We start from the raw sequence: 24,129 nt of genomic DNA, 5'->3' as shown, positions 1-24,129 counted from the left end.
CCGACGACGGCTAGCCGGTGACCCCAGGTTGGGCCGAGTCGGCCAGGACGGCCGCCAGTTTGAGGCCTTCGTCGGCGAAGAGCCGTCCTGCCTGCTCTCCCTTGGCACGCGTTTCCAGCAGGACGAGCCGGGAGGAGCCGTCGCGTTGGGGTACGACGCGGATCTGCCGCACCTCGCTGAAGCCGACCTCCTGTAGTTCGGGGTGGATCGCCGTCGGAGACCAGCTCACCTTCCAGGCACGGTCGAAATCGATGATCTCCAGTTGGCCGTCATAGGTGTAGGGGACCGGCCCGTCGAGGGTGACGGCGAACGAGGCGTAGTAGGTGGCGGTCTCCCCGAAATTCAAGTAGGCCTTGGGGTGGACGCGGATGTCCTGGACGGTTATCCGCCTGGCCTGGGAGCCCTTGGTGAAGGCGTTGTAGACGCCGTCGAAGTCCAGGGGCGGCTCCACCACCTGGGCTTTCATGGCGGACAGGTCGCCGCGCTGCCAGGCCGTCAGGAACGCGGTCGCCGTCTGCTGAGGCGACCCTTTCGTGCGTACCGTCAGGTAGACGGCAAATCCCAACCCGAGGACGGCGGCCAGGGCTACGGCGATGGTGATCCCTGTCCGTCGCCGCCGACGAGAAAATATGGGCATATCGGGCGATCCTATTAGCTGGGCCACAACCCACAGAACCCGACAGACGGGCCTCTTCCTCGAAGGAGACTCATGTCCGGCTCTCAAGTCCCGCCTGTGATGTGCCGCCCTCCTCCACGCGGCGTGAGCCCCCACTCGACCGCGGTGGAGCAGTAGATCGAATCCTGTTGGATCTTCTGCGGGAACAGGCCCTACGATCCGGGTTCATGATTGTTCACGCGTTGGCCGGCTTGTTGATCCTGTCCGGTTCGGCGGTGGCCGCCCCGGTCGAGGACGTCCCCAAGCTGACCCGCAACGCGCTGTACGCCAAGGGCAGGCTTGCGAAGAGGACCTGTACGGCGAAGAAGGGGCTGACCGCGGCCTCCACCGAGAAGTACATCAAGGACGTGGTCGCCTGCCTGGACAAGGTCTGGGGAACGAAGAAGACCCCGGTCGACATCGATCACACCCCCGGCGACGACAGGGGGAAGACCTTCGCCGGGGTCGCGCTCGGCGGGATCATGGTGTTCCTCCAGCAGGACTGGATCGATGCCGAGCCTGAGTACGAGTACGTGATCTTCAACGTGCTCGCGCGGACGCACGGCGAGGTCATCATGGTGCGAGCCGGCATCCAGAAGGCGTTCTTCGACATGGACCACCGCGCCGACCAGAAAGAGCTCGACCGCCGCTACTCCCTGCAGACGGTCTGCCTGGGTGGCGCCTCGAACAAGGCGCTCGGCCGGCCGCTGAAGACGAGTTTGAAGGGCAACGAACGCCGCTGGTTCGCGCGAGGTTACAAGGCGGGCGGTCCCGGCGCCTGCAACACCTGGACGGTGCCCAGCTCCAGAGTTTCCTGATCTTTGTGGACCACGCCAGGCTTCCGCCCCTAACATCCCGCTTCATGATGATCCGCGTGCTGGCTGCCACGGCAGCCGGACTGATGGCGTTCTCCGGTACGGCAGCCGCCTACCCGGTCAAGGGCGTTCCCGAGCTGACCCACAACGCCCTGTACAAGAAGGGCAAGCTCCCCAAGATCAGCTGCAAGCTGAGCAAGGGCACGACGAAGTCCTCGACCACCAAATACCTGAACACCCTCGTCGGCTGCCTGAACGACGCCTGGGAGCCGTTCATCCCCGACTTCAAGCCGGTCAAGACCGATATCAAGGCCACTCACGACGAGGGCCCCTGCCACAACGGCATAAAGATCACCGGCTCGTTCGCCATCAGCTGCTACACCCAGCTCCAGATCCAGCTCGGCGCCGACTGGATCAGCGCCAAGGACGACCTGCCGATCCTCACCCAGGTCGCCCAGGCGTGGAGCGGCGTGGTCATGGGCCGGACGGGCATCGGCGCGGCCTACTGGGCCATGCCGAACGACGCCGACGAGAAGCAGCTGGACGAGCAGGAGCGTCGCTTCAGCATGCAGCAGCTGTGCCTGGCCGGCGTGACGCTCAAGGCCCTGGGCGAAAAGTCGAAGAACTGGAAGGCCGCGCTGAAGGCCGAGGAGCCCACGCCGAAGGACAAGTACTGGCGCGACCGCTTCAGCAAGGACAAGATCAGCGCCAACGACCTCTACTGGTTCACGCAGGGCTACACCAAGGGCACTCCGGGCGCGTGCAACACCTGGACGGCGCCGGCGTCCAAGGTCGCGTGACGAACTCCTCCGACGCCTTCTCGTAGGCGGCGGGCTTCACATCCCACGACCCCACGTGCCCTCCGCCGCTGGGGTGGACGAAGATGACGAGATCGGGCCGGGCTCTGGCACGCTCCAGCGCGGGCCCGATCGGCACCCCCGTGTCGTCCGTATCAGCAAATATCGGGATCGGCGGCGACGCGCAGGGGTTCACTCGGTGCGAAGGCCAGGCGGTAGTCGCGGGGCGGCAGGCCGACGTGGCGGGTGAAGTGGTGGCGCATGGTGAGCGGAGTGCTGAAACCGCAGCGGCGCGCGATGGCGGCGATGGGCAGATCACTGACCTCGAGCAGGTGCTGGGCGGCCAGGACGCGCTGCGTCAGTAGCCATTGCAGCGGTGTGTCGCCGGTGCTCTGGACGAAGCGGCGGGCGAAGCTGCGCTCGGACATGCGGGCCAGGTTCGCCAGTTCCGGCACGGTCCACGGGTGGGCCAGGTCGTTGAGGATGCGTTCGCGCAGACCAGCCAGGCTGTCGGACGGGCTCTGGCCGGTGGGGACGGGACGTGTGATGAACTGCGCCTGGCCGCCCGGCCGGAACGGTGCGGTCACCATGGTACGGGCGATCTCGGCCGCGGCGGCGGCGCCGTGGTCGCGGCGGACCAGGTGCAGGCACAGGTCGATGCCCGCGGCCACGCCCGCGGAGGTCCACACGGTGCCGACGCCGACGAACAGGACGTTGGGGTCGACGGTCACCTCGGGGTAGTGGCGTGCGAGCTGCTCGACGTCGAGCCAGTGAGCAGTGGCCTTGCGGCCGTCCAGCAGGCCCGCGGCGGCCAGCAGGAACGCGCCCGAGCACAGGGACGCGACGGTCGCGCCACGGCCGTGCGCGGCGCGCAGCGCGATGATCACGTCCGGGTGGACGGGACCGGTCGGGTGCTGGACGCCGGGAACGACCACCAGGTCGCACTCGTCCAGACCGTCGAGGCCGTGGTCGGGAACGCAGGTCACACCCGGTGTCATGGCCAGCGCGGAGCCGCGCGGCCCGCACGTGCGCAGGTCGAACGCCGGGACTCCGCGATCGGTCCGGTCCAGGCCCCAGACCTCGGTGGCCACGGCGTAGTCGAAGACGCGGACGTGCTCGGTGACCAGGATCCCTACAGAGCGCATGGCGGAAAACTATCCCACATGTGCGTTTCTGCCACTCACCGCGCGACAGGCCCTGCGACCAGGCTCGTAAGCGATTGTTTCCGCTGTTTCCGCGAGATGAGGAGCGCAATGTCATGCCGCTGGCTCTGCTGGCCCTGGCCGTCGCAGGTTTCGGTGTCGGAACCTCGGAGTTCGCCATCATGGGCCTGCTTCCGCAGGTCGCCGCGGGGGTCGAGGTGTCGATCCCGGCCGCCGGCGTGCTGATCAGCGGGTACGCCGTCGGCGTGATCGTGGGGGCGCCGCTGCTGACCGCGATCTCGGCACGCCTGTCGCGCCGCACGACGCTGCTGATCGTCGCGGCGCTGCTGGTGGCGGGCAGCGTCCTGTCGGCGGTCGCGTCCGGCTACGGCGTGCTGTTGGTGGCCAGGGTGCTGGCGGGCATGCCGCAGGGCGCGCTGTTCGGGGTCGGGTCGGTGGTGGCGGCCGAACTCGTTCCGCCGGAACGGCGCGGATGGGCGATGTCGATCATGTTCGGCGGGTTCACCATGGCGAACGTGGCCGGGGTGCCGCTGGTGACCTGGCTGGGGCAGGCCGCCGGCTGGCGGGCCACGTTCTGGGCCATCGCCGCGCTCGGTGCGCTGTCCCTCGTGAGCATCGCGGCGTTGGTGCCCGGCCGGCTGCGTCCCGAGGGCGAGGCCGGGCTGCGTTCGGAGCTGTCGACCCTGCGCCGGCCGCAGGTCTGGCTCGCGATGGCAGTGACGACGGCCGGTTTCGGCGGCGTCTTCGCCTCGTTCACGTACGTCGCTCCGATGATGACCGAGGTCGCGGGCTTCAGCGGCTCCAGCATGACGGCGCTGCTGGTCGTCTTCGGGCTGGGCATGGCCGCGGGCAACCTGCTGTCGGGCCACTTCGCCGGACGCAGGCTCATGCCCAGCCTGTACGTGTTCCTCGCCGGACTCACCGTCGTGCTGAGCCTGTTCACGGTGACGGCGCACAGCCGGATTCTCGCTGTCTGCACCCTGTTCCTGCTGGGATTGTTCGGCTTCGCGACCGTCCCCGCTCTGCAGATGCGCATCCTGGACAAGGCCACCGGCGCCCCCACCCTCGCCTCCGCGCTGAACCTGTCGGCGTTCAACGTCGCCAACGCGCTCGGCGCCTTCCTCGGCGGGCTGGTGATCAGCGCCGGGTTCGGCTACACCAGCCCCAACGCCGTCGGCGCCGTGCTGGCCGCCGCCGGGCTCGCCCTCGCCGTCTGTTCGGGAGCGATCGACGCACGCGCCAAGGAGACGGTTTTGCGATGACTCCCGACCTCGAACGCTACACACCCGGTCACGACACCTGCGCCGTCGATTTCATGGCCGCCAGGCGCGCCGCGACGCACGCGGGCTTCTTCCTGCCCCATCTCGCGCCGGGGATGTCGCTGCTGGACCTCGGGTGCGGGCCCGGGACCATCACCACCGACCTCGCCGCCGCCGTCGCGCCAGGCCACGTGCTGGGCCTCGACCAGCAGGCGGCCCAGCTCGCGGGCGCACGTACGCGGGCCGGGCAGCGGGGCCTCACGAACGTCGAGTTCCAGGAGGGATCCTGCTACGAGATCCCGCTGGACGACCGATCGGTGGACCGCGTCTTCTCCCACGCCCTGCTGGAACACCTGGCCCACCCGGCCCGCGCGCTGGCCGAGATCCACAGGGTCCTGCGGCCCGGCGGTATGGTCGGCCTCTGCAGCCCCGACTGGGGCGGCTTCCTGCTGAGCCCTCCTCTGGACGACGCCGTCGCCGCCTACACCCGCCTGCAGCAGGCCAACGGCGGCGACCCCTACGTCGGCCGCAAATTCGGCCGATATCTGCGCGACGCGGGATTCGCCGACATCTTCCTGGACGCGCACTACGAGCGTTATGCCGACCCGTCCCGCATCGCCGGCTACCTCGCGACCCAACTCGACCTGGCAGCACAGCCCACCCATGCCGGCCGGCTCCGCGCCTGGGCCACCCAGCCGGACGCGATGTTCGCCCAGGCATGGGTCACCGCCACCGCCGTACGTCCTGGCTGAAGCCCGGTCCGTTCTCAGAGCCCGTTCACGTGGACGGCCTCGGCGGCCTCCTTGCGGCGGGACCTGAACTCGTACGCGACCAGGGTGCCGCCGACGGCCGCCGCGACCGCGCCGACGACCGGGAGCGCCCCGGCGGACGAGGCCACAGCGGCGAACGCCAGGACCAGCAGCGCCACCACGACCCGGCTCAACCAGGGGAAACCCCACATCCGCAGCCGGAGCAACTCGGGCGACTCGGCCTCCATACGGCGGCGCAACCGCAACTGGCTGAGCGCCACGAAGACGTAGAGCAACAACACCAGCAGCCCGGCGGTGTTGATCAGCAGGTCGAAGGCGTCGTCGCCGGCCGCGAACGCGGCGGCCATCAGGGCCAGCGCGAGCACGGAACCGCCGAGCAGCGCGGGCCCGGGGACCCCGGACGCGCGCGCCGGGGTCGGCGGGGCCGGGGCGTCGCCGCGGGCGGCCATCGCGCAGAGGACGCGCGAGGCGGCGTACAGCGCGGCGTTCATCACCGACACGACCGCGACCAGGATGACCCAGGTCATCAGGGTCGCCGCGCCGGGGACGCCGAGCCTGGCGATGGCGGTGGCGAACGGGCTGTCGGTGCCGTTGGCCGGTACGCGGTCCCACGGCACGATCAGCAGGATGACCAGCACCGAGCCGACGTAGAAGATCAGCACCCGCCACACCACCCGCAGGGTGGCCCGCGCGACCTCCTTGGCGGGTTCGGCCGACTCGGCCGCCGCGATGGTGACGATCTCCGCGCCGAAATAGGAGAACAACACCGTGACGAGGGCGGTGAGGACCGCGCCCCAGCCCTTGGGGGCGAACCCGCCGTGCCCGGTCAGCGTGGCGAGGCCGGCGCCGGCGCCGTCGGACGGCCACAGTCCCAGGACGTACAGCGCCCCGGCGCCGAGGAACGCCACGATCACCACGACCTTGGCCGAGGCCAGCCAGAACTCGGTCTCGCCGAACAGCCGTACCGAGACCAGGTTGGCGGCGGTGAGCGCCGCCAGCAGCGCGACGGCCGTCGGCAACACCGGGACGGCACCGGACAGGGAGTGCAGCAGCTTGGCCCCCGCCACGCCCTCGAACGCGACCGCGACGATCGCGAACAGCCAGTAGCACCAGCCCACCAGGAACCCGGCGCGCGGGCCCAGGGCGGTGCGGGCGTAGTCCGCGAACGAACCCGCCGAGGGCCGGGCGGCGGCCATCTCACCGAGCATCCGCATCACCAGGATGACGATCAGTCCGCCCAGGGCGTAGGCGACCAGCGCCGCCGGGCCGGTGTCGGCGATCACCCTGCCGCTGCTGACGAACAGGCCGGCGCTGATGACGCCGCCGAGCCCGATCATGGTCATGTGTCGTCTTTTGAGTCCGCGGCGGAGCGATCCTCCGCTGTCGTGCCCGGTCATGGCGTTCGGCTCCCTGCTGTTCTGGGATAGGGGAGATCGGACCCCCGGCCCATGGGCGGGCCGGGGTCTCGGGTGATCGCGGGGGCGGTACGGGCGGTGGGCGCGGTCGGCGTCCCACCGCGTGGCGGTCAGTTGCCGCGGTAGACGGCGGGGCGCCGTTCGACGAAGGACCGGACGCCTTCGAGCACGTCACGGCCGCGCAGGCAGGCCAGCAGCCCCTCGGTCTCCAGGTCGAGCACCTCTTCCAGGTCCAGCTCCCAGACCCGGTGCATGGCTTCCTTGATCAGGCGTACCGGGGTGGGCGCCGCGGCGGCGATGCGTTCGGCCAGCTCCAGTGCCGTGTCGAGCAGGTCGGCGTCGGGGACGAGCCGGCTCACCAGCCCGGCGCGGTACGCCTCGGCGGCGCCGACGGTCTCGCCCGACAGCAGCAGGTCCACCGCGCGGCCGTGGCCGATCAGGCGGGGCAGCGCATACAGGACGCCGTTGCTCGGGAACAGCCCGCGGTGCACCTCCTTGAACGCGAACGAGGCGGCGTGGCCGGCCAGTCGCAGGTCGCTGGCGATGGCCAGCTCCACGCCGACACCGACCGCGATCCCGTTCACCGCCGAGATGATCACCTTGGGGTGGGCGGTGAAGCGGCGGGTGAGGTCCTGGAGCGCGGCGGTCCGTTCGACCAGGTCGGCGTCGGACCCCGCGGCCAACTGCGCGCCGGCCTCCTTCAGGTCGGTGCCGGCCGAGAAGGCGCGGCCGGTGCCGGTGAGCACCACCGCGCCCACCGTGTCGTCGCGGGCGGCCTCCTCCAGTACGGCGACCAGCTCGCCGTACGTGCGCTGCCGGAAGGCGTTGAGCACCTCGGGCCGGTCGAAGGCGACCACCAGGGCCGAGCCGGCGCGGCGTACCCGCAGATCGGTGCTCATCGGAGGTCCTCCCGGGAGTCGTAGGCGCCCCCCGTCCGGCGGGCAGCAGGTGCTTGGCGATGCGTTCGGACGGTGTCATCGGGAACGACTCGACGAACTCCACGAACCTCGGCGTCTTGAAGTCGGCCAGCCGCGCCCGGACGTAGGCCACCAGCTCGCGCGGCTCGACGGGCTCGGCGACCTGGACGAACGCCTTGACCTCCTCGCCGAACAGCTCGTCGGGCACCGGGACCACGGCGGCGGCGCGCACGGCCGGGTGATCGGCCAGAACCGCCTCCACCTCGGCGGCGGCGATGTTCTCGCTGCCGCGCCGGATCATCTCCTTGAGCCGCCCGACCAGGTGGTAGTGGCCGCGCGCGTCCCGGTAGCCGAGGTCGCCCATGGGGTACCAGCCGTCGCGCAGCAGCGGCTCGTCCCGGTTCCAGTAGCCGGTCAGCATCGGCTCGCCGCGTACCACGATCTCGCCGACCTCGCCGTCCGGGGCGTCGGATCCGTCCTCCTGGACGACCCTGGCCTCCTTGCCGGGGACGGGCCGTCCCATCGCGCCGGTGCCGACGCACGCGGTGTCCTCGGGCCGGACGGCCAGCACGACCCCCGCCTCGGTGCTGCCGTACGCCTCCCGCCAGGGCGCGCCCCAACGTTCCTCGATCGTGGCGTGCAGGGCGGGCGTGATGCCCGAGCACAGGACGAGCCGTACGCGGTGGGCCCGGTCCAGTTCGGCGTCCGGCGGCTGCTTGAGCAGCAGCAGCGGCATCGTGCCGAGGACGTAGAAGAAGGTGACACCCTGGTCTCGTACCGACGGCCAGAAGCCCGAGGCCGAGAAGCGCGGCAGGATCACCAGCGGGATACCGGTCAGCAGGCACAACACCGTGTTCCACTGCGGATCCATGTAGTAGAAGGGCTGCGCGGTGAGGTCCACGTCGGCCGGTGTGACGGCGGCGACGTCGGCCGCGAGCTCGGCCAGGTGCAGCCAGTAGCGGTGGGTGAGCATGCAGCCCTTGGGGAACCCGGTCGTCCCCGAGGTGTACTGGAGGTTGACGAGGTCGTCCCAGCCGACGTCGGGCAGGTCGCCTACGCCGGACGCGGCGGCCAGCGCGGCACCGGCGTCGAAGGCGCCGGAGGCCCGGACGGGTTCGGGCGCGGGCCCGGCGTCGGCGGGGTCGAGCAGCCCGACCTCGCCGAAGTCCAGCGCCAGCAGCGCCTCGGCGGCGGCGGCCGAGCCGGCCAGGGCCAGCACCGGGCCTGAGTCCTTGACGACGTGGGCCAGGTCGGCGCTGCGGTAGCCGGGGTTCAGCGGGACGATCACCGCGCCGAGCTTGGCGATCGCCAGCCAGGCGACCGGGAAGCCGACGCCATTGCCCAGCATCACCGCGACCCGGTCACCCCGGCGTACGCCGCGCGCGGCCAGTACGTTCGCCAGCCGGTCAGTCCGCTCCTCCACCTGCGCGACGGTGGTCTCGACGCCGGCGAAGCGGAACAACACCCGGTCGCCGTGGGCGGCGGCCCGGTCCCGGAGTAATCCGCCGAGGCCACCCGCGATGTCCCCGGCCGTCCTCCCGCCGGACGGCGGCGCGGTGGTCACGCCCGCCGCCGGGTGGCCATGTCGAACATCATCACGAGCTCGGCGGCGCAGTCGGCCAGGTCGACGGCCGCCTCGTCGAAGACCCACTGGAGCATCACACCGTCGATCGCCCCCTGGACGGTGGCGGCCAGCGTACGTGGCGAGAAGTCGCGGAAGTCGCCGTTCTCCTGGCCGCGCCGAAGGATGCCCTCCAGGTGGCGGCGGCACGGGTCGTACATGTCGGCGTTGAAACGGCGTTTGGCCTCCGGCGACCCGAAACTGCCCCAGATGTCCACCAGCGCGACGAAGTTGGCGCGGTTGGCCGCCATGAACTCGAAGCTGGCCTCGATGAAGGCACGCAGCCGGTGCGGGGCGTCCGGTGCCCGGTCCACCCGGGCCTTGATGAACCGGTTGGTCTCGGCGAACAGGGCATTGACGACCTGCTGGATCAGTTCGTCCTTGCCGGCGAAATGGTAGGAGATCACGCCTCTGCTGACGCCGACGTCCTGGGCGATCCGGGCCAGCGACGCCTGTGGCAGTCCGGCGCTGGCGATGGTGGAGATGGCGCCCTCCACGATCTGCCGTCGCCGGGCCTCCTCGATGAACGAGGCCTTGTTCTGGCCGACCTGATCGATTTTTGACCGCATGGCCAGGATTCAAGCCGCTGGGCCGTCGTACGGCAAGCTCCGGCCGGCGACTGTACGGTTTCCCCCACCCCCGGTCAGGGCCGTCGTTCGCCGGCGCGCGCGCCGGCCCGGCCGGTCGCCGCGAGGTAGTGCAGCACCGCCAGGACCCGGCGGTTGCCGGCCGCCGACGCGGGCAGCCCGAGCTTGGCGAACACCGCGGTGACGTGCTTCTCGACCGCGCTCAGCGACACATATAACTGGTCGGCGATGCCGGTGTTGGACCAGCCGTCGGCCATCAGGGCCAGCACCTCGCGCTCTCGGGGGAGCAGGGAATCGTCCCAGTCGGAGTCGGGCATGGCGGCACCTCCTCGGTGTGTGGGAAACCGCAGAATCCGCGCGAACCTCTTGTCTCACTCATACCAGCTGGATTAAATCCTGGCCATGCGGTCAAAAATCAGCCATCGTGTCCAGAAGTCCCGGGTGCTCGGCGCCGTCCTGGCCGGCGTGGTGCTCAGCGGCGGCCTCGCCGCACCGGCCCTCGCCCGGACGGCACGCGTACCCGCCGCGGGACAGGACACCACGAACGCGCAGCTCCGCTGTCTGCTGGACGGCGTCGTCACGCCGCCCGTACCCGGCGCGATCCTCACCGTGACCGGGCCCGGCCGGCGCTTCGACGGCGCGGCCGGCGTGTACGAGCTGGACGGACGCGCCCTGCGCGCCTCCGATGCCTTCCGGACGGCCAGCGTCACCAAGACGATGACCGCGGCCGTCGCCCTCCAGCTCGCCGAACGCGGCGACCTGCGCCTGGACGCCCCCATCGGCAGATACCTGGACCGGAAGCTGGTCGCGCGCATCCCGTACGGATCCCGGATCACCGTCCGGCAACTCCTCGACCACACCGCCGGTCTGTACGACTACGTGGAGAACGAGAAATGGTTCCAGTACGTGCTCGATCACCCGGACAAGACCTGAAAGCCCCGGGAACTGGTGGACTGGGCGCTGCGTTCGGGCAAGCCCTACTTCGCCCCCGCCAAGGGGTACCACTACTCCGACACAGGCTACGTCCTGGCCGGGCTCGTCATCGAGAAGGCCGCCAAGAAGCCGTTGCACCGGTTGTACCGGTCGTTGTTGCTGCAGCCGCTGAAGATGGACCGCACCTACCTCGAATGGTGGGAGCCGCACCGCGGCCCGCGCGCCCACAGCTACATCGGCGAACGCGACACCTACGACTTCAACCCGACGTTCGACACGTTCGGCGGCGGCGGCCTGGTCTCCACGGGAGCCGATCTCAACCGGTTCATGCGCGGCCTGTTCGAGGGCAAGGTCTTCAAGCGTCCGGCGACACTCCGGACGATGTTGCGCAGCACCCCGCAGAGCGTCAAGGCCGGCGCGCCGTACGGGCTGGGCATCGCCCGGCTGACCGTGGCGGGCGAGACCGCGTACGGGCACAACGGCTTCTTCGGCGCGTTCCAGGTCTACGTGCCCAAGAAGGGGGTCGCGGTGACCGGCACCGTGACGCAGTCCCAGCTCGGGGCCAAGAAGGAGACCAGCCGGTTCATCGAGAACGCCCTCCTGGTGGCCCTCGGCAAGCCACCCGCCGACCTCTGCAAGCGTCAATAACCGCGCACGCGGGGGCTCCCGCCGGCCGGCGCGGGGAGTGGCTGACCCCCTCTAACCGGCCGCGTCCTCCATCGGGAACAACACGGCGAGCGCCGCGTCGAGCGCCACGGCCTCCAGCCGGTCGCCGACGAGTGACGTGCCGGACGTGACGAGACCGAAGATGAGGGCCCTGACTCCGTCGACCATCGCGCGGACCTCGGCATCGCGCAGGTCCGGACGCGACTCGGCAATGAGATGCACCCATTCCTCACGGTTGATCCGCTGACTGCGAAGCACACCCTGCCGCCGCGACGGCGGCAGGGTGTGCGACTCCCGGTCGACGACCGCCATGAGGTGGGCGTCTGTGAGCGCCCTGCGCACCCGCGCGCGTACCAGCGCCTCCAGCAGCCGTCCCGCCGGACCGTCCACGTGGTACGTCTCCGCAACCTCGGCCTCGGCCCGGTCGGCCTCGGCCCGCAGTATCGCCAGCAACAACTCGTCCTTGCCGTTGACGTGGTGGTAGAGCGCCGGCCCGGTGACGCCGACCGCCTCACCGATCTCGTCCATGCCGGTCGCGTGGTAACCCTTCTCGACGAACAGCCGCGCGGCCTCCTGGATGATCAGTTCGCGCCGGTCGCCGCCCGCCAGGGGCGGGCGCGTCACCGCGGTCGCCGGGGCCCGGGACGGGCCGTTCGGCAGGAGCAGGCCGAGTGTCATACGGACGATGAGCCGGTACAACAGCTGATCGTCGAGCCCCGCGTGACCGGTGGCGACGGTGAAGATCAGCCATTTCGCGCCGGCCGTCAGTGCCCGCGCCTCGTCCGCGGTCAGCTCGGGTCGCGCTCCGACGATTCGGTCCACCCACTCCTGGAAGTTGGCCCGTCCGCGGCGCAGCAGCGGCTCGCTCGTCTCGGGGGACAGGCTGCGCACTTCGCGGGCGGCGACCGCGGACAGCGGGCCGTCGTCGATGGCCTGGCGGACCTGGGCGTGGACCAGCCGCTCCAGAACCTCGCGCGGCCCCCCGCCCTCGCGATCGATCCGGGCGATCTCCGCCTCGGAGCGCTCCGCGCTCTGCTCGATCAGGGCGACCAGTACGGCGTTCTTGTCGGGGAAGTGCCGGTACACCGTCGGCCCCTTAACCCCGGCCGCGGCGCCGATCTGGATGATGCTCGTCCCGTGGAATCCGTGCTCGTGGAACAGGCGGGCGGCCTCGCGCAGGATCAGCGCGCGCCGGTTGCTCGGCGGCCTGCCGCGCCGCGGGCGCGCCTGCGTCTCCTCGGTCCCCGGCATCCGCACCCTCCCTCCCATCAGCGACGCATCGACCGTACCGGATCCACTTGATCACCTTAACCAAGAATCACGTAATCCCTCAAAATCTCAACCTGATGGCGCGAAGTGCGGCCAGATGTCATATTTAAGCTAACGTCGGTAAAGGGGTTGCCATGCCAGGCATCAGTACGGCCGGACTCTCCGGCATCGAAGAGACCTCCCTCATCACCTTGCACGCACGAGCACTCGACGCCAGGTCGGACCACCCGATCCTGGACGACCCGTACGCCGAGAAGGCCGCCCAGGCCCTCGACTACGACTGGCAGCGCCTCCAGCCGACTCCCCGGCTGGAGGAGAAGGAACGGCTCAACGTCAGCATCAGAGCCGTCCACTTCGACCGATGGGTGCGCCGGTTCATCGACCGCCACCCGGACGCGGTCGTGCTCGACCTCGGCTGCGGCCTGGACAGCCGCGGCCACCGGATCGCCCCGCCACCCGGCGTGGACTGGTACGACGTGGACCTGCCCGCCATCATGGCCATACGCGCGCAGCTCTACGCCGGGACCGACCGCATCCACCCGCTGGCCCTGTCACTCGACGAGGACGGCTGGCTGGAGGCACTGCCGGCGAGTCGGCCGGTGGTGGTGGTCATGGACGGGCTCTACCCGTGGATGACCAGGCCCACGTTCATCAGGTTGCTGCGCCGGATCACCGCCCACTTCGACCGCGGCGAGATCCTCCTGCTGGGCTTCTCCAAACTCTCCAGCCGGATGATGCGCAAGGTCGTGCCGGCCATCAAGGCGATCGGAGCTGCGGTCAACGAGGGGTTCGACGACCCGCACGACGTGGAGCGCTGGAACTCCGACCTGCGGCTCGTCGAGCGACAACGGTTCATCAGCTCTCCCGAGGTGGCGAAGATGCCGCCTGGCGAACGGATGCGCTGCCGGATCATGCGGGTGATCCCCGGCATGGCCCGCATGGACAAGGGCATGCTCCGCTTCACCTTCGGCAGACCCTGAAGCCCCCGCTCTCAGTGGGCGAGGGCGGTGAGGCGGTTGCTGAAGCGGGCGAGCATCCCGCTCTGGGACGTCTCGGGGAACATCCGGCCGATGAACGGGGGAATCCGCCAGTTGGCGGGGCTGCGCCTGGCCAGCCGGGACACCAGGTTGACGTGCGGATAGCGGGCCCGCTCGTAGTCCCGTAGCCGTTGCGCCAGGTCACCGCCCTTGGCCAGCTCGCGCCCGAGCACCCACACGTCCTCCAGGGTCTGGTTGGCGCCCTGTCCGAGGGTGGGCGGCATGAGGTGGGCGGCGTCGCCGAGCAGGGTGACGCGGCCCTTGCCCCACTCCCGGCGCACCTTCTGCCAGTGGTGACCGAAGAAGTCGAGATCGTCCTCGGACGCCTGGGCGAGCAACTCGGGGACGGGCGACGCCCAGTGGCCGAAGCGGCGCCTCAGCTCGGCCAGCGGTGCGGCGGGCCGCGGTTCGCCGGGGGACCACCGCACGTCGAACCACCACTGGAGCTTGCCGTCCCCGGCGGGGATGATCCCGCACGCACCCTCCCTCCCCGTGATCATGAGGTGGAGGTGGGTACGGGTGAGCTCGATGTCGATCCGGCTCAGGGCCTGCCAGGTGCCGAAGGTGGCCGTGCGGATGGGGACGTCGCCCCACAACTCGCGCCGGACGACCGAGTGGTGGCCGTCGGCCCCGATGAGCAGGTCCCCTGTGACCGTCGAGCCGTCGTCGAAGGTCACCGTGACCCCGTCGTCGTCCTGGGTCACTGTCCGGCAGCCCGTGCCGTAGCTGATCAGGTCGTCGGGCAACCCCTCGGACAGCCGTTCCAGCAGCAGACGGCGGGAGACCGACTTGTTCGGGAAACCGTAGAGCTCGGCCGCGTGGGCCATGTCGGACCTGAGCCGCAGGCGGCCGTCCGCCGTCAGTGCGTCGATCCGGTCGAACCGGCCGCCGACGCCGTCAAGGCTGACCCCGAGATCATGCAGCACCGCGGCGCCGTTGCTGAAGATGCTCAGCCCCGCGCCGCCCGTTCGCAGGGCCGGCGCCTGCTCAAAGATCCGCACCTGGTGACCGGCGGCCAGCAGGCTCCGCGCGACGGCCAGGCCGCCCACACCCGCGCCGATGACGACAACGTTCATTTTATCTCCAAAACGAAGTTACTTCGATTCAAAGATACATCGCTGTGAAGTACATTGGGGCGAGTGACCGACAAGCACCCAGAAGAGGACGTCTTCCGCGAGTTCCTGATCGCGGTCATGCTGCACATCGAGGCGATCGCCGACCGGCTCGGCGTGCACCACGTCGACGTGGCCGCCCTCATCCTGCTGGAGATGCGCGGCCCGCTCTCCGTAGGTGCCATCTCCGAGGAACTGGGACTCCCGTCCGCCTCCGCGACCCGGCTCATCGACCGCCTGGAGAAGGCCGGATATGTACGGCGGGTACGCGGCGAGCGCGACCGGCGCATGGTCACCGTGGAGCTGATGGAAGGTGGCATGGCCGAGTACCACGCCACCCGCATCCTGTCCGAACGGCACCTGGGAGAGATCCGCGGGGACTACACGCCGGACCAGGTGCCGATGATGCTGGGCATCCTCACGGGCGTCGCCCGGGCCTACCGCTCGGCCACCAAGGAACTGCGCGAGCAGTCCGGCTGAGGCGCCGCACCCGTCACTGCGCGTCGCCGGCGCGGCCGGTGCCGTCGGGGCGGTCGGCGCTGTCGATCTCGTCGGCAAAGGCGAGGATCCGGCTGTTGACGCGCTCGGGGAACTCCCCGTTGATCGCGTGGGAGGCGTCCGGCCACAGCTCGACGACACCCCGGGGGAGCAGGCGGCGAGCACGCTCGGCAGCCTTGCGCGGATTGTGGATGATGCTGCGTCCGGCGATCAGCGCGAGCACCGGCACGCCGACCCCGGCCACCTGCTCGTCCGTGGGGTACGTCGGAGGCGGCAGGAAGGCGGTGAAGTCCCGCATCCCGGCCGAGATCAGGTTGGCGACGGGTTCGTCGTCCGAGGCGTCGGCCCCGGCGGAGATCCAGCTCAGCAACCACCGCCGCCACGACTCGGGGAAGAACGGCACCACCGAGCCCAGCGAGACGACGACGACCTTCCAGGTGATCCGGCCGAAAAGGCTGGCGGGATCGAGCAGGCTCACCGAGGCGATCTTCTCCGGAACGCGCAGGGCCAGGTGAAAAGCGCTCCATCCCCCGATGGACACCCCGACGAGATGCACCCGGTCGAGACCGAGCCCGTCCAGCAGCTCCGCCAGCCAGCTCGCCTGGTCGGCCGAGCTCGCGAACGCCCGGGTCTGCACCGAGAGGCCGGGCTCGCCGAGCAGGTCGACCGTGTAAACCGGCCGCTGGGTGATCAGGCCGGCCAGGTTCGACTCCCACATCGGGGTGGACGCGGTGCGCCCCGGCAGCAGCAGCAGCGGCACGCCGTCGCCGGTGCCGAAGCGGTAGACCCGGACGGTCCCGAAATCAGTCTCCACGTCCCAGCTCTGATCGGGTTCGGGAAGGTCGGCCATGGCCTGGTCGTAGGTGTTCCGGAAGCGCGCGAAGGCGGGCGCGTCGCGGAAGTGGCCGAGCCGCGGCCCGCGGAACGCGGCTCCGATGTTGGGTTCCACAAGGTCGTTCACGTACGGGATCCTCCGCTCGGCTTTAGCGATACGATCGTATCGCATCAATGTCACGATACACTCGTATCGCAAAGAGGGGAGTCCGGGGCGTGCCGAAGCAGGTGGACCACGCGGCGCGGCGGGCCGAGATCGCCCACGCCGCCCTCAGGCTGGGCGCCCGGGAGGGCTTGGCCGGTGTGAGCATCGGGCGGGTCGCCCAGGAGGCCGGCGTCTCCAAGGGGCTCGTACAACACTACTTCCCGGCGAAGGCCGACCTGCTGCGCGCGAGCGCGTACCTGCTCAGGCAGGAGATCGAACGCCATGTCCGCGCGGCGCTGCTGGACGCCGCCGGCCCGGCCGACACACTGCGGCGCACCCTGCTCGCCGTCGTCGAGCTGGGCGCGCGCGCTCCCGTGCTCCTGCTCGCCGGACACGCGTTCCTGGCCACCGCCGTCGCCGACCCCGACGTACGCGAGCTGTACCGGGCGGGCGGCGACACGGTCCACCGCGAGATCGCCGCGCTCGTGGCCGCCACGGCCTCGGAACCAGGCGTCGAGGCCGGCGCCGAGGCTCACGTGCTCCTCGGCCTCGCGCGCGGCCTGGCCGACGGGGTGCTGATCGGAGAACTGGACGTCGCGCAGGCGGCATCGGTCCTGGACCACCAGCTCAGGCGGATCGGCCTGCCGGCGGACCTGTGACGGGAAGGCCGCTCCTCGCCTTGCCCGGATCAGGCACGCAGCCGCGCCGCGCGGCGACGAGCGTGCGTCTCGGACAGGGAGATCACCTGGCTGAGCATCACGTGGAGCCGGGCGCGGACCGGTTCCCGCGCCGGTGAACCGGTCTCGTCGAACAGCGCATGGTCGCCCGACAGCGTGACCCCCAACGGCGTGGGCCAACCGCGCAACGCGTGCCCGATCGTCCTGAGCGTGGCCAGGGTGGTGGTGGCCCCCTGCTCTCCCTGGGCCAGCGCCACGCAGCCGATCGGGCGGCCGTCGAGAAGGGGGTGGTCGGGGTCGTCGAGCTCGTTGACGTAGTCGAGAGCGTTCTTGAGCAGGCCGGACACCGCGCCATGGTAGGCGGGGGACACGAGCACCACGCCGTCGGCGCGTTCCATGACGTCCAGGTACTCGCGTACGCACGAGGGAACGTCAACGGCCGATCGAAAGAACGGGAATTGCAACTCCACGCCTCGGAAAACTCTCACCCGTGCGCCTTTGCCGGCACACTGGGCCGCGCACCATTCGGCCACACGATCGCACTTGGAGTCGCTCGCCAGCGACCCGCTGAGAACAACGAGATCCGGTACGGCACTCATACCCTCTCCTGCCACTTGGGGGCATCCTCGATGTTCATCGCCAAATGTGGACGACCGTACGGACCGGCAAGAGCAAGCGATGTCAACTGAGCCGCATCCGACTTTCCCGCCGACGCGGAACGGCTTTTTTGCGGAATCGGCACCGATATGGTTAGCGCCAAGTGATTGCCAGCTTGGCAAGATCACTAATTCTTGTCAATGCTCCGATCGGGAGGGTTTCAAGAAATCCCCACCCCGTCACCGCCATCCCGGTAGGGGCATTTTCGAAATGTGGCGCTAAATACCCTTGAGGGGGAGCGTGTCCAATTATCCGCAATTGCCGGTATCCGTAATGTTCTTCAGACATTACACATTGCATTCGATTCATTACCTATTGTAGTGTGGCCAGGTAGGAGCCCATGCTTGCGGGCGCTTGCTGGTAGATCGCCCATGGAAGGGGAGGTCATGCCGGTTTCACTCTCGAGCTCAGCCGCTCGGACCTACGAACGAGTCACGAGCAGCCGGCAGTCGGCCGCGGTGAGCGCGCTCGCCGAGTTGGGGGTCGCCGACGTGATGTCGGAGACTCCGAGCGAAGTGGCCCAGTTGTTCGACCGAGGCTTGCTCGACCGGTCCTCACAGGTGACCGCGCCTGTCGTGGCGGCCTTCGACCACCGTGACTGTGACACGGCGGTCGACGTGGGAGGCGGCCTCGGCCATGTGCTCGACGCCGTCCTCGCGGCTCTCACCCATGGCCCGGCCGGTCTCGTCGAGGCTGGCCCGATTCCTGCGCCGTCCGGATGACGGGCGGCGGCGCGGCCACCCCTCTGGCGGTGGTGCTCTTCTCGGGAGGGCTCGACTCCACGGTGCTGGCCGCTCACTACCGCAGGACCCACCGGCTGCTGCTGCTCTCCTTCGACTACGGCCAGCGGCACGGGCCACGCGAACTGGCGGCCGGGCGGGAGGTGGCCGCCCACCTGGCCGCCGAGCACCACACGGTGACGGTGAACGGCCTGGGCCCTCTCCTCACGGGGTGCTCGCTGACCGACCGCAGCCAGTCCGTACCGAGCCTGGTGCCTTCCGAGGACGCGCTGAGGTCGATCACCATCCCCAACCGCAACGCCTTCATCACCGACATGGCGGTGGCCGTCGCGATGGCGCGCCGCGCCGAAGTGGTGGCGCTGGGAGTGCACCACACGCGGGAGGGATATCCGATGCCGGACGGCCGTCCCGACTTCTTCGCGGCCTACCAGGAGATGGTGCGCCTGGCCTCCCGCGGGTTCCACACGCCCCGAGTGGAGCTCCCGTTCGTCGGCATGCAGAAGGAAGAGATCGTCAGCTACGGCACGCGACTGAACGCGCCGATGGACAAGAGCTGGACCTGCTACCTCGACGGCCCGGTCCACTGCGGCATCTGCCTGGCCTGTCTGACCCGCAGAGCCGCCTTCTCCCTCAGCGTGGCGTCCGATCCGACCGTCTACGACAGCGAGGCCATCGATGACCCATCAGATCCGCGTCCGGCATAACTTCGAGACCGCGCACCGCCTGCCGCACCTGGCCGGCAAATGCGTCAATCTGCACGGCCACTCATGGTGGGCCGAGGTCACCGTGCAGGCGGGCCGCCTGAGCGAGGACCACACCGTCGTCGAGTTCGGAGCGTTCAAGAAGGCGTTGCGGGCGTTCATCGACGAGCATCTCGACCATGGCGCGATGCTGGGCGCCGACGATCCGCTCGCCCCGCTGCGCGCCGCGCACGGCAGCAAGGTCTACCTCTTCGGCGAGCCGCCGTACGCCCGCGATCTGCCCTACCCGACGGTCGAGGCGGTGGCGGTGCTGCTCGCCAGGGTCGCCCAGGTCGTCCTGGACGACCAGGAGCGCGCCGCCGGCGCGACGGTCAGCCGGGTAGAGGTGACCGAGACGCACGTCAACGCGGCCGAGTTCGTGCCCCGGTCCGGCCGGTCAGGCGAGGAGCAGGCGCTGAGCGGCGCCTCACCGGCCTCCGGGGTGACGCCGTGACCGTCGAGGACCTGCCCGAAGGGGCGGTCTCTTCTGTCGTCGCCGACCAGGCCTGCGTGCACGCGCGGCGGATGATGGCCGCGCTGGGCCTCCCGCTGGACACGCCGGGGCTCGCGGACACCCCGGCCCGGCTCGTGGCGGCGCTGCGCGAGCTGACCGCCGGAATGAGCGAAGATCCGGGACGGCATCTGGAGGTCACCTTCCCGCCGGAAGCCGCGAAGTCCGGCATCATCGCGGTCACCAACATGCCGTTCATCTCGTTGTGCGAGCATCACCTGCTGCCCTTCGTCGGCAGCATGACCGTCGCCTACCTGCCGGCGCCCGGCGCACCGATCGTCGGCCTGTCCAAACTGGCCCGCATGGCGCAGGGGTTCGCCGCCCGGCCCCAGGTGCAGGAACGCCTGGGCGAGCAGATCGTGGCAAGCCTCTCGACGCGGGCCGACTGCCTGGGCGCTGCCTGCCACATCACGGCCGAGCACTTCTGCATGACGCTGCGCGGGGTCAAGGCGGCCGGCGCCAGGATGACGACACTTCACCTGAAAGGCGCCTTCGACCACGATCCGGTCGTTCGCGATGGCTTCCTGCGCCTGCATCACGGCGGTTCGTAGCGGCCCGGGGCCAGCACGTTCCGCGGGTCGAACACCTCCTTCAGCCGCCTGAGCACGTCCGGCGGGCCTCCTGCCGACATGTGGTCCACGTCCAGCCGGTACGGCCGCCACCCGCAGTCGGCGAAACGGCGGTGCAACAGGTCCAGCGCCCGATGCGCCTGAGCGGCCATGGCCTTGGGGAACAGGCAGGACACGACGAGGTCGATCACGTCGTAGGAGATGGCGTTGACCGTGGCCCGCCACTGCGTGCCGGTCTCGGCGCACACCTCGCGTACCAGCGCACGTGCGCGTGCCACCGCCGCACCCTGGAAGGGCAGCAGCGGCAGGAAGAACAGGTAGCCGTTGCCGGGATTGGCGTCGATGCCGCGCGACGACGTGCCGAACCAGTTCTCCAGGACCAGCTCGTTCCAACTCGGATCGCCGCTCAGGCAACGACGCAGTTGCCCGGGCAGTTGCTCGTCGCCGACGTAGTCGTGCACGTCGTCGAACAGCCTGGTGCGCTCCACCCGCCGCATCAGCAGCGCGCACGACAGGGCGGCCAGCTCGGGATCGCCGTCGACGCAGCAGTACGCGACGCACTCCTCGCTCTCCGGCGGCTGGTAGATCTTCAGTATGCCGCTGATCAGCCGCTGCCCGTGGCAGTCGCGCAACTCGTCGACCACCGTGGCCAGCCGGGAGGCGTCGAAGGTGAGCCGGACCAGGTGCAGCGCGCGCGGGCGGGGCAGCAACCGGATCACCGCCGCCGTCACGACGCCGAGGTTCGACTGCGCGAAGAGCGGCATCAGCGCGGGTCCCACCTCATGTCCGTACGGCACGACCCGCCCTTCCTCGTCCGGCCAGTTGCCCAGCCGGATCAGCCGGCCGTCGGCCAGCACCACCTCCATCCCGGCCACGTCCTCGCATCGCTGACGGCGAAGGCCGACACCCCGCTCCAGCGCGTTGCCCACGATGCTGGTGTGCGCGGAGGAAGCGGTGACGTTCAGCATGTACGAGCTGTCGCTCAGCAGGCCCGCCAGCCGGCCCTGGGTCACCCCGGGCTCCACCACGGCGACTCCGAGATCCAGGTCCAGCAGGCGTACCCGGTCCAGTCGCCGCAGGTCGAGCACCACCGCGCCGTCACGGACGGGCTCGCGCGAGCCGAGCCCCCAGTTGTGCCCGGTGCTCAGCGGATACAGGGTCACCCCCTTCACGGCCGAGCCGACGATCGCCCGGACCTGCTCCACGTCGTCCGGGCACAGAGTGCCCACCACCCGCCGGGGCCGGAACATGCCCACGTTGGCCTGGACGACCGGGTCCGCCATGCCCGTCCCGAGCCTGCGCTCCCACTGGCGCAACCAGGTTTCCACCTCATCCATGTCGTGCCCCTCCCTCAGGCATGGCCGCCGGCCCGGTGAAATTCGATGACGGACAGCCGGCCCGCCTGGCGGACCGACGTGATCATCAGGCCGGTGGGGGCCGCCAGGTCGGCGATCTGGTGGATGTCGCGCTGGCGTCCGCCGAAGAAGACGAGCATTCGCAGGTCCACCATGGCGATGAAGGGGTCGGTCAGGTCGGTGGGTTCGATCACCAGGATCGGCCCGGTTTCTCCCGCGGCTTCAGCGCAGCGGTGCAGGATGCGGGTGGCGTCTTCGTCGTTCCAGTCGTGCAGGATGTCGTACAGCAGGTAGCCGTCGCCAATGGGGAGCGGGTCGAAGAAGCTGCCCGCGATCACCTCGGCCCGGCCGCCCAGCCCTGCGCGGGCGAGGCGTACAGCGGCCGCTCCGGCGGGGAGGGGCTGCTCGAACAACGTTCCGGTGAGCGTGGGGTGGGCCTTCAGCAGGGCGATCAGGAGTTCGCCGTTGCCGCCGCCGACGTCGACGAGATGGCGCAGGAGGGACCAGTCGTAGGCCGCGGCGATGGCGGGGGCGGCGTGGGCGGTCTTGAGCGCCATACTGGCGTCGAAGGATTCCGACCAGGCCGGGTTGGCGGACAGATCCTGCCACAGGGGACGGCCGTAGCGCACGGCGTAGGTGGCCTTGCCTGTGCGTACGGCCCGCGCGAGGTCCACGAAGCAGAGGTCGGCGCGGCCGTGTCCGCCGTCCATGTCCAGGGCGCTGCGGGTCTGGTCGGGATGTGTGTCTCGCAGCCGGTCACTCAGTTCGGTGAGACGGTAGCGGCCGTCCGGCTCCTCGGCGAAGACGCCGACGGCGACCAGGTAGTTCATCAACCGGCGCAGCGCGTCGGCGTCCGCGTCGGCGGCTCGGGCCAGCGAGGCCGCTCCGTCGGCGCCGGCCGCCACATGGTCGGCCAGTCGCAGGGTGGCGGCGGTGCGTATGGCCAGCGGCCTGGTCAGGTCGGCCATCTCCAGCAGTTCGTGGAGGGCGCTCGGCTGCTCGGGCACGGACGGCTCCTCGGGTACGTCGGTGTGCGGGCCGGATCTGGCAGGGCAGGTCAGACGAGGACGTCCTCCACGGGGTCGCCGAACAGGATGCCTCCGGCCTTCTCCAGGACGCGGTGCTGGGCGGCGATGTGCTGGCAGGCGGTGATCACATCGCGCAGTTGCCGTTCCAGCGGCGTTCTGCCGCGATAGACCGCCTCCCCGCCGACCAGGTCGTAGAGCGTCTGGACGACCTGGCGGGCGGTGTGGAAGGCGTGGTGCCGGGCCAGTGCGGGAAGCGCCTGATCACGCGGGGTCAGCGGCACCTCGGCCGCCAGTTGCTCCCATTGGCGCTCCAGCGAGACGTACACACCGGCACGTGCGGCTGCCAGGCGCATCTCGCAGTCGGCGACGGTGCTTCGGATGCGCGAGGATCGCCGCCAGGCGGAACCGCGGCGGGAGGACTGCTCCTGGCCAAGGCCGTAGACGTGGTCGAGGGCCGCGCGGGCGATGCCGAGCGGGACTCCGGACATCTTCCGCAGCAGCGCGTCCGGGTGGTACAGCGGGCCACGGCGATGCGGGGCGCCGAGCCGGAAGGTGTGCTCGTACGGGACGAACAGGTTCTCGGCCGTGTAGTGGCGGCTGCCGGTGCCGGCCAGGCCGGTGGAGTGCCAGGTGTCCTCGAAGGTGACGTCGTCGGCCTCGGTGAGGAACATGATGGTCCGCGGCCGTCCCCGTTCGTCGAGCACCGGATGGCCGTCGCGATGGACGACGCATCCGCCGGTGATGCGGTCGGCGTGGGTGCAACCGCTGCCGAACGCCCAGCGCCCCTCGATCCGGAATCCGCCGTCGACCTCGTGCGCGCGCCCGACGGAGGCCACCTGACCTGCGGTGATCATGTCGAGCTCGGGATACATCCGGCGGGCCACGTCGGGCGATAGATGACCGGCGTAGATCCCGGAGTCCATGCCGATCATGACGCACCAGCCGGTCGAGGCGTCGGCGCCCGACACCTCCTCGACAAGGGCGACCTGCTCCATCGAGGTCATCTCGGGGCCGCCCCGGTCGGCCGGCATCGTCGCCCGGAACACCCCGCACGCCCGAAGCTCCTCCACCAGGTCCCGCGGCAGGTGCCGCTGCTGTTCGGCCTGCTCGGCGAACTGCCTGACGCGGGCCGACGCACCGCGAACCCGGGCCAAGATGTCGGCTCCCGTGAGCACGGCCGCCGTACCGGCGCCGGGATCGTCCGCGGCGCGACCGACGGTGGGGGATTCGGTGGACATGGGCTCCACATCCTTCGGCTAGATCGTGACGCCCGGTCGCCGTCCGCGCCGCTTCCAACCGGGGCGCTCGGCCGGGTGAGGGAATCGTGGTTCATTCATCGGAATGACGATGTCGCCGGTC

General features: G+C 70.1%; 24 protein-coding genes and 2 pseudogenes. 12 read left to right on the top strand and 14 right to left on the bottom strand.

Features of this window, described 5'->3' with window-relative positions:
* Nucleotides 1–10: 10 nt before the first annotated feature.
* The gene (locus tag DMB42_RS44980; protein WP_185845197.1) at nt 11–565 is read right to left on the bottom strand and encodes an NTF2-like N-terminal transpeptidase domain-containing protein; all 555 of its coding nucleotides are present in this window, start codon (nt 563–565) and stop codon (nt 11–13) included.
* Nucleotides 566–804: 239 nt separating this feature from the next.
* Here DMB42_RS44980 and DMB42_RS44975 point away from each other — a divergent pair, with 239 nt between their 5' ends.
* On the top strand, nt 805–1,473 hold the full coding sequence (locus DMB42_RS44975) for a hypothetical protein (RefSeq protein WP_125645988.1): 669 nt from the start codon (nt 805–807) through the stop codon (nt 1,471–1,473).
* Nucleotides 1,474–1,517: 44 nt separating this feature from the next.
* The gene (locus DMB42_RS44970) at nt 1,518–2,270 is read left to right on the top strand and encodes a hypothetical protein (RefSeq protein WP_125645986.1); all 753 of its coding nucleotides are present in this window, start codon (nt 1,518–1,520) and stop codon (nt 2,268–2,270) included.
* A 152-nt stretch (nt 2,271–2,422) separates the two neighbouring features.
* Here DMB42_RS44970 and DMB42_RS44965 read toward each other — a convergent pair whose 3' ends face one another.
* A complete protein-coding gene (locus DMB42_RS44965) occupies nt 2,423–3,412 on the bottom strand; it encodes a GlxA family transcriptional regulator (protein ID WP_125645984.1) in 990 nt (329 codons plus the stop codon).
* Between the two features lie 113 nt (nt 3,413–3,525).
* Here DMB42_RS44965 and DMB42_RS44960 point away from each other — a divergent pair, with 113 nt between their 5' ends.
* Nucleotides 3,526–4,692 (top strand): MFS transporter, encoded by a 1,167-nt coding sequence (locus DMB42_RS44960; RefSeq protein WP_125645982.1) that lies wholly within the window; start codon nt 3,526–3,528, stop codon nt 4,690–4,692.
* Nucleotides 4,689–5,441 carry a methyltransferase domain-containing protein gene (locus tag DMB42_RS44955; protein ID WP_125645980.1) on the top strand — a complete coding sequence of 251 codons (753 nt, stop codon included), beginning with the start codon at nt 4,689–4,691 and terminating at the stop codon, nt 5,439–5,441. Before DMB42_RS44960 ends, DMB42_RS44955 begins: the two co-directional genes overlap by 4 nt.
* A gap of 14 nt (nt 5,442–5,455) precedes the next feature.
* Here DMB42_RS44955 and DMB42_RS44950 read toward each other — a convergent pair whose 3' ends face one another.
* From DMB42_RS44950 to DMB42_RS44930, 5 genes and pseudogenes are all read right to left on the bottom strand, one after another.
* Complete coding sequence (locus tag DMB42_RS44950) at nt 5,456–6,802, bottom strand: amino acid permease (protein ID WP_185845196.1); 1,347 nt, start codon at nt 6,800–6,802, stop codon at nt 5,456–5,458.
* 182 nt (nt 6,803–6,984) lie between these two features.
* Nucleotides 6,985–7,773 (bottom strand): enoyl-CoA hydratase/isomerase family protein, encoded by a 789-nt coding sequence (locus DMB42_RS44945; RefSeq protein ID WP_125645976.1) that lies wholly within the window; start codon nt 7,771–7,773, stop codon nt 6,985–6,987.
* A 127-nt stretch (nt 7,774–7,900) separates the two neighbouring features.
* Nucleotides 7,901–9,256 (bottom strand): annotated as a pseudogene (locus DMB42_RS44940) (AMP-binding protein); the annotation flags it as partial.
* A gap of 95 nt (nt 9,257–9,351) precedes the next feature.
* Nucleotides 9,352–9,981 carry a TetR/AcrR family transcriptional regulator gene (locus DMB42_RS44935; RefSeq protein ID WP_125645974.1) on the bottom strand — a complete coding sequence of 210 codons (630 nt, stop codon included), beginning with the start codon at nt 9,979–9,981 and terminating at the stop codon, nt 9,352–9,354.
* A gap of 74 nt (nt 9,982–10,055) precedes the next feature.
* Nucleotides 10,056–10,316 carry a helix-turn-helix transcriptional regulator gene (locus DMB42_RS44930; protein ID WP_125645972.1) on the bottom strand — a complete coding sequence of 87 codons (261 nt, stop codon included), beginning with the start codon at nt 10,314–10,316 and terminating at the stop codon, nt 10,056–10,058.
* 85 nt (nt 10,317–10,401) lie between these two features.
* On the opposite strand from DMB42_RS44930, the pseudogene DMB42_RS55665 reads away from it, so the two are divergent.
* Nucleotides 10,402–11,580 (top strand): annotated as a pseudogene (locus DMB42_RS55665) (serine hydrolase domain-containing protein).
* 51 nt (nt 11,581–11,631) lie between these two features.
* On the opposite strand, the gene DMB42_RS44915 reads toward DMB42_RS55665, so the two are convergent.
* Nucleotides 11,632–12,849, bottom strand: coding sequence for a TetR/AcrR family transcriptional regulator (locus DMB42_RS44915; protein ID WP_185845194.1), 1,218 nt, complete (start codon nt 12,847–12,849; stop codon nt 11,632–11,634).
* Between the two features lie 152 nt (nt 12,850–13,001).
* Between DMB42_RS44915 and DMB42_RS44910 the strand changes: the two genes are divergently transcribed.
* Nucleotides 13,002–13,847, top strand: a complete 846-nt coding sequence (locus DMB42_RS44910; protein WP_125645964.1) for a class I SAM-dependent methyltransferase — start codon at nt 13,002–13,004, stop codon at nt 13,845–13,847.
* 11 nt (nt 13,848–13,858) lie between these two features.
* Here DMB42_RS44910 and DMB42_RS44905 read toward each other — a convergent pair whose 3' ends face one another.
* Nucleotides 13,859–14,980 carry an NAD(P)/FAD-dependent oxidoreductase gene (locus tag DMB42_RS44905; protein ID WP_125645962.1) on the bottom strand — a complete coding sequence of 374 codons (1,122 nt, stop codon included), beginning with the start codon at nt 14,978–14,980 and terminating at the stop codon, nt 13,859–13,861.
* Between the two features lie 63 nt (nt 14,981–15,043).
* Between DMB42_RS44905 and DMB42_RS44900 the strand changes: the two genes are divergently transcribed.
* Nucleotides 15,044–15,496 (top strand): MarR family winged helix-turn-helix transcriptional regulator, encoded by a 453-nt coding sequence (locus tag DMB42_RS44900; RefSeq protein ID WP_125645960.1) that lies wholly within the window; start codon nt 15,044–15,046, stop codon nt 15,494–15,496.
* A gap of 13 nt (nt 15,497–15,509) precedes the next feature.
* On the opposite strand, the gene DMB42_RS44895 is transcribed toward DMB42_RS44900, so the two are convergent.
* Complete coding sequence (locus tag DMB42_RS44895) at nt 15,510–16,475, bottom strand: alpha/beta fold hydrolase (protein WP_260478317.1); 966 nt, start codon at nt 16,473–16,475, stop codon at nt 15,510–15,512.
* 89 nt (nt 16,476–16,564) lie between these two features.
* Between DMB42_RS44895 and DMB42_RS44890 the strand changes: the two genes are divergently transcribed.
* Nucleotides 16,565–17,152 carry a TetR/AcrR family transcriptional regulator gene (locus DMB42_RS44890; RefSeq protein WP_185845193.1) on the top strand — a complete coding sequence of 196 codons (588 nt, stop codon included), beginning with the start codon at nt 16,565–16,567 and terminating at the stop codon, nt 17,150–17,152.
* Between the two features lie 29 nt (nt 17,153–17,181).
* Here the strand turns inward: DMB42_RS44890 and DMB42_RS44885 are convergent, their stop codons facing one another.
* On the bottom strand, nt 17,182–17,769 hold the full coding sequence (locus DMB42_RS44885; RefSeq protein WP_125645954.1) for an NADPH-dependent FMN reductase: 588 nt from the start codon (nt 17,767–17,769) through the stop codon (nt 17,182–17,184).
* A 516-nt stretch (nt 17,770–18,285) separates the two neighbouring features.
* Between DMB42_RS44885 and DMB42_RS44880 the strand changes: the two genes are divergently transcribed.
* Genes DMB42_RS44880 through folE form a run of 4 tightly spaced genes read left to right on the top strand, consistent with a single transcriptional unit; the run spans nt 18,286 to nt 20,369 of the window.
* On the top strand, nt 18,286–18,549 hold the full coding sequence (locus DMB42_RS44880; RefSeq protein WP_185845192.1) for a methyltransferase: 264 nt from the start codon (nt 18,286–18,288) through the stop codon (nt 18,547–18,549).
* Nucleotides 18,546–19,271: a 7-cyano-7-deazaguanine synthase gene (locus DMB42_RS44875; RefSeq protein ID WP_125645950.1), complete on the top strand. Its 726-nt coding sequence runs from the start codon at nt 18,546–18,548 to the stop codon at nt 19,269–19,271. Before DMB42_RS44880 ends, DMB42_RS44875 begins: the two co-directional genes overlap by 4 nt.
* The gene (locus DMB42_RS44870; protein WP_125645948.1) at nt 19,243–19,761 is read left to right on the top strand and encodes a 6-carboxytetrahydropterin synthase; all 519 of its coding nucleotides are present in this window, start codon (nt 19,243–19,245) and stop codon (nt 19,759–19,761) included. The genes DMB42_RS44875 and DMB42_RS44870 overlap by 29 nt, the downstream gene beginning before the upstream one ends.
* Nucleotides 19,758–20,369, top strand: a complete 612-nt coding sequence (gene folE / locus DMB42_RS44865) for a GTP cyclohydrolase I (protein WP_260478316.1) — start codon at nt 19,758–19,760, stop codon at nt 20,367–20,369. The genes DMB42_RS44870 and folE overlap by 4 nt, the downstream gene beginning before the upstream one ends.
* Here folE and DMB42_RS44860 read toward each other — a convergent pair.
* Genes DMB42_RS44860 through DMB42_RS44850 form a run of 3 tightly spaced genes read right to left on the bottom strand, consistent with a single transcriptional unit; the run spans nt 20,354 to nt 24,008 of the window.
* Entirely contained in the window at nt 20,354–21,724 is a 1,371-nt protein-coding gene (locus DMB42_RS44860; protein WP_125645947.1) for an FAD-binding oxidoreductase, read from the bottom strand. The genes folE and DMB42_RS44860 overlap by 16 nt on opposite strands.
* 14 nt (nt 21,725–21,738) lie before the next feature.
* The gene (locus tag DMB42_RS44855; protein WP_260478315.1) at nt 21,739–22,749 is read right to left on the bottom strand and encodes a methyltransferase; all 1,011 of its coding nucleotides are present in this window, start codon (nt 22,747–22,749) and stop codon (nt 21,739–21,741) included.
* A gap of 50 nt (nt 22,750–22,799) precedes the next feature.
* Nucleotides 22,800–24,008 (bottom strand): acyl-CoA dehydrogenase family protein, encoded by a 1,209-nt coding sequence (locus DMB42_RS44850; RefSeq protein ID WP_125645945.1) that lies wholly within the window; start codon nt 24,006–24,008, stop codon nt 22,800–22,802.
* Nucleotides 24,009–24,129 lie beyond the last annotated feature (121 nt).

The organism is Nonomuraea sp. WAC 01424, from assembly GCF_003947315.1.
GTDB classification, from domain to species: Bacteria; Actinomycetota; Actinomycetes; order Streptosporangiales; family Streptosporangiaceae; genus Nonomuraea; species Nonomuraea spiralis.
The sequence above is the reverse complement of the archived record's forward strand: the minus strand, read 5'-3'. Positions and strand labels throughout refer to the sequence as shown.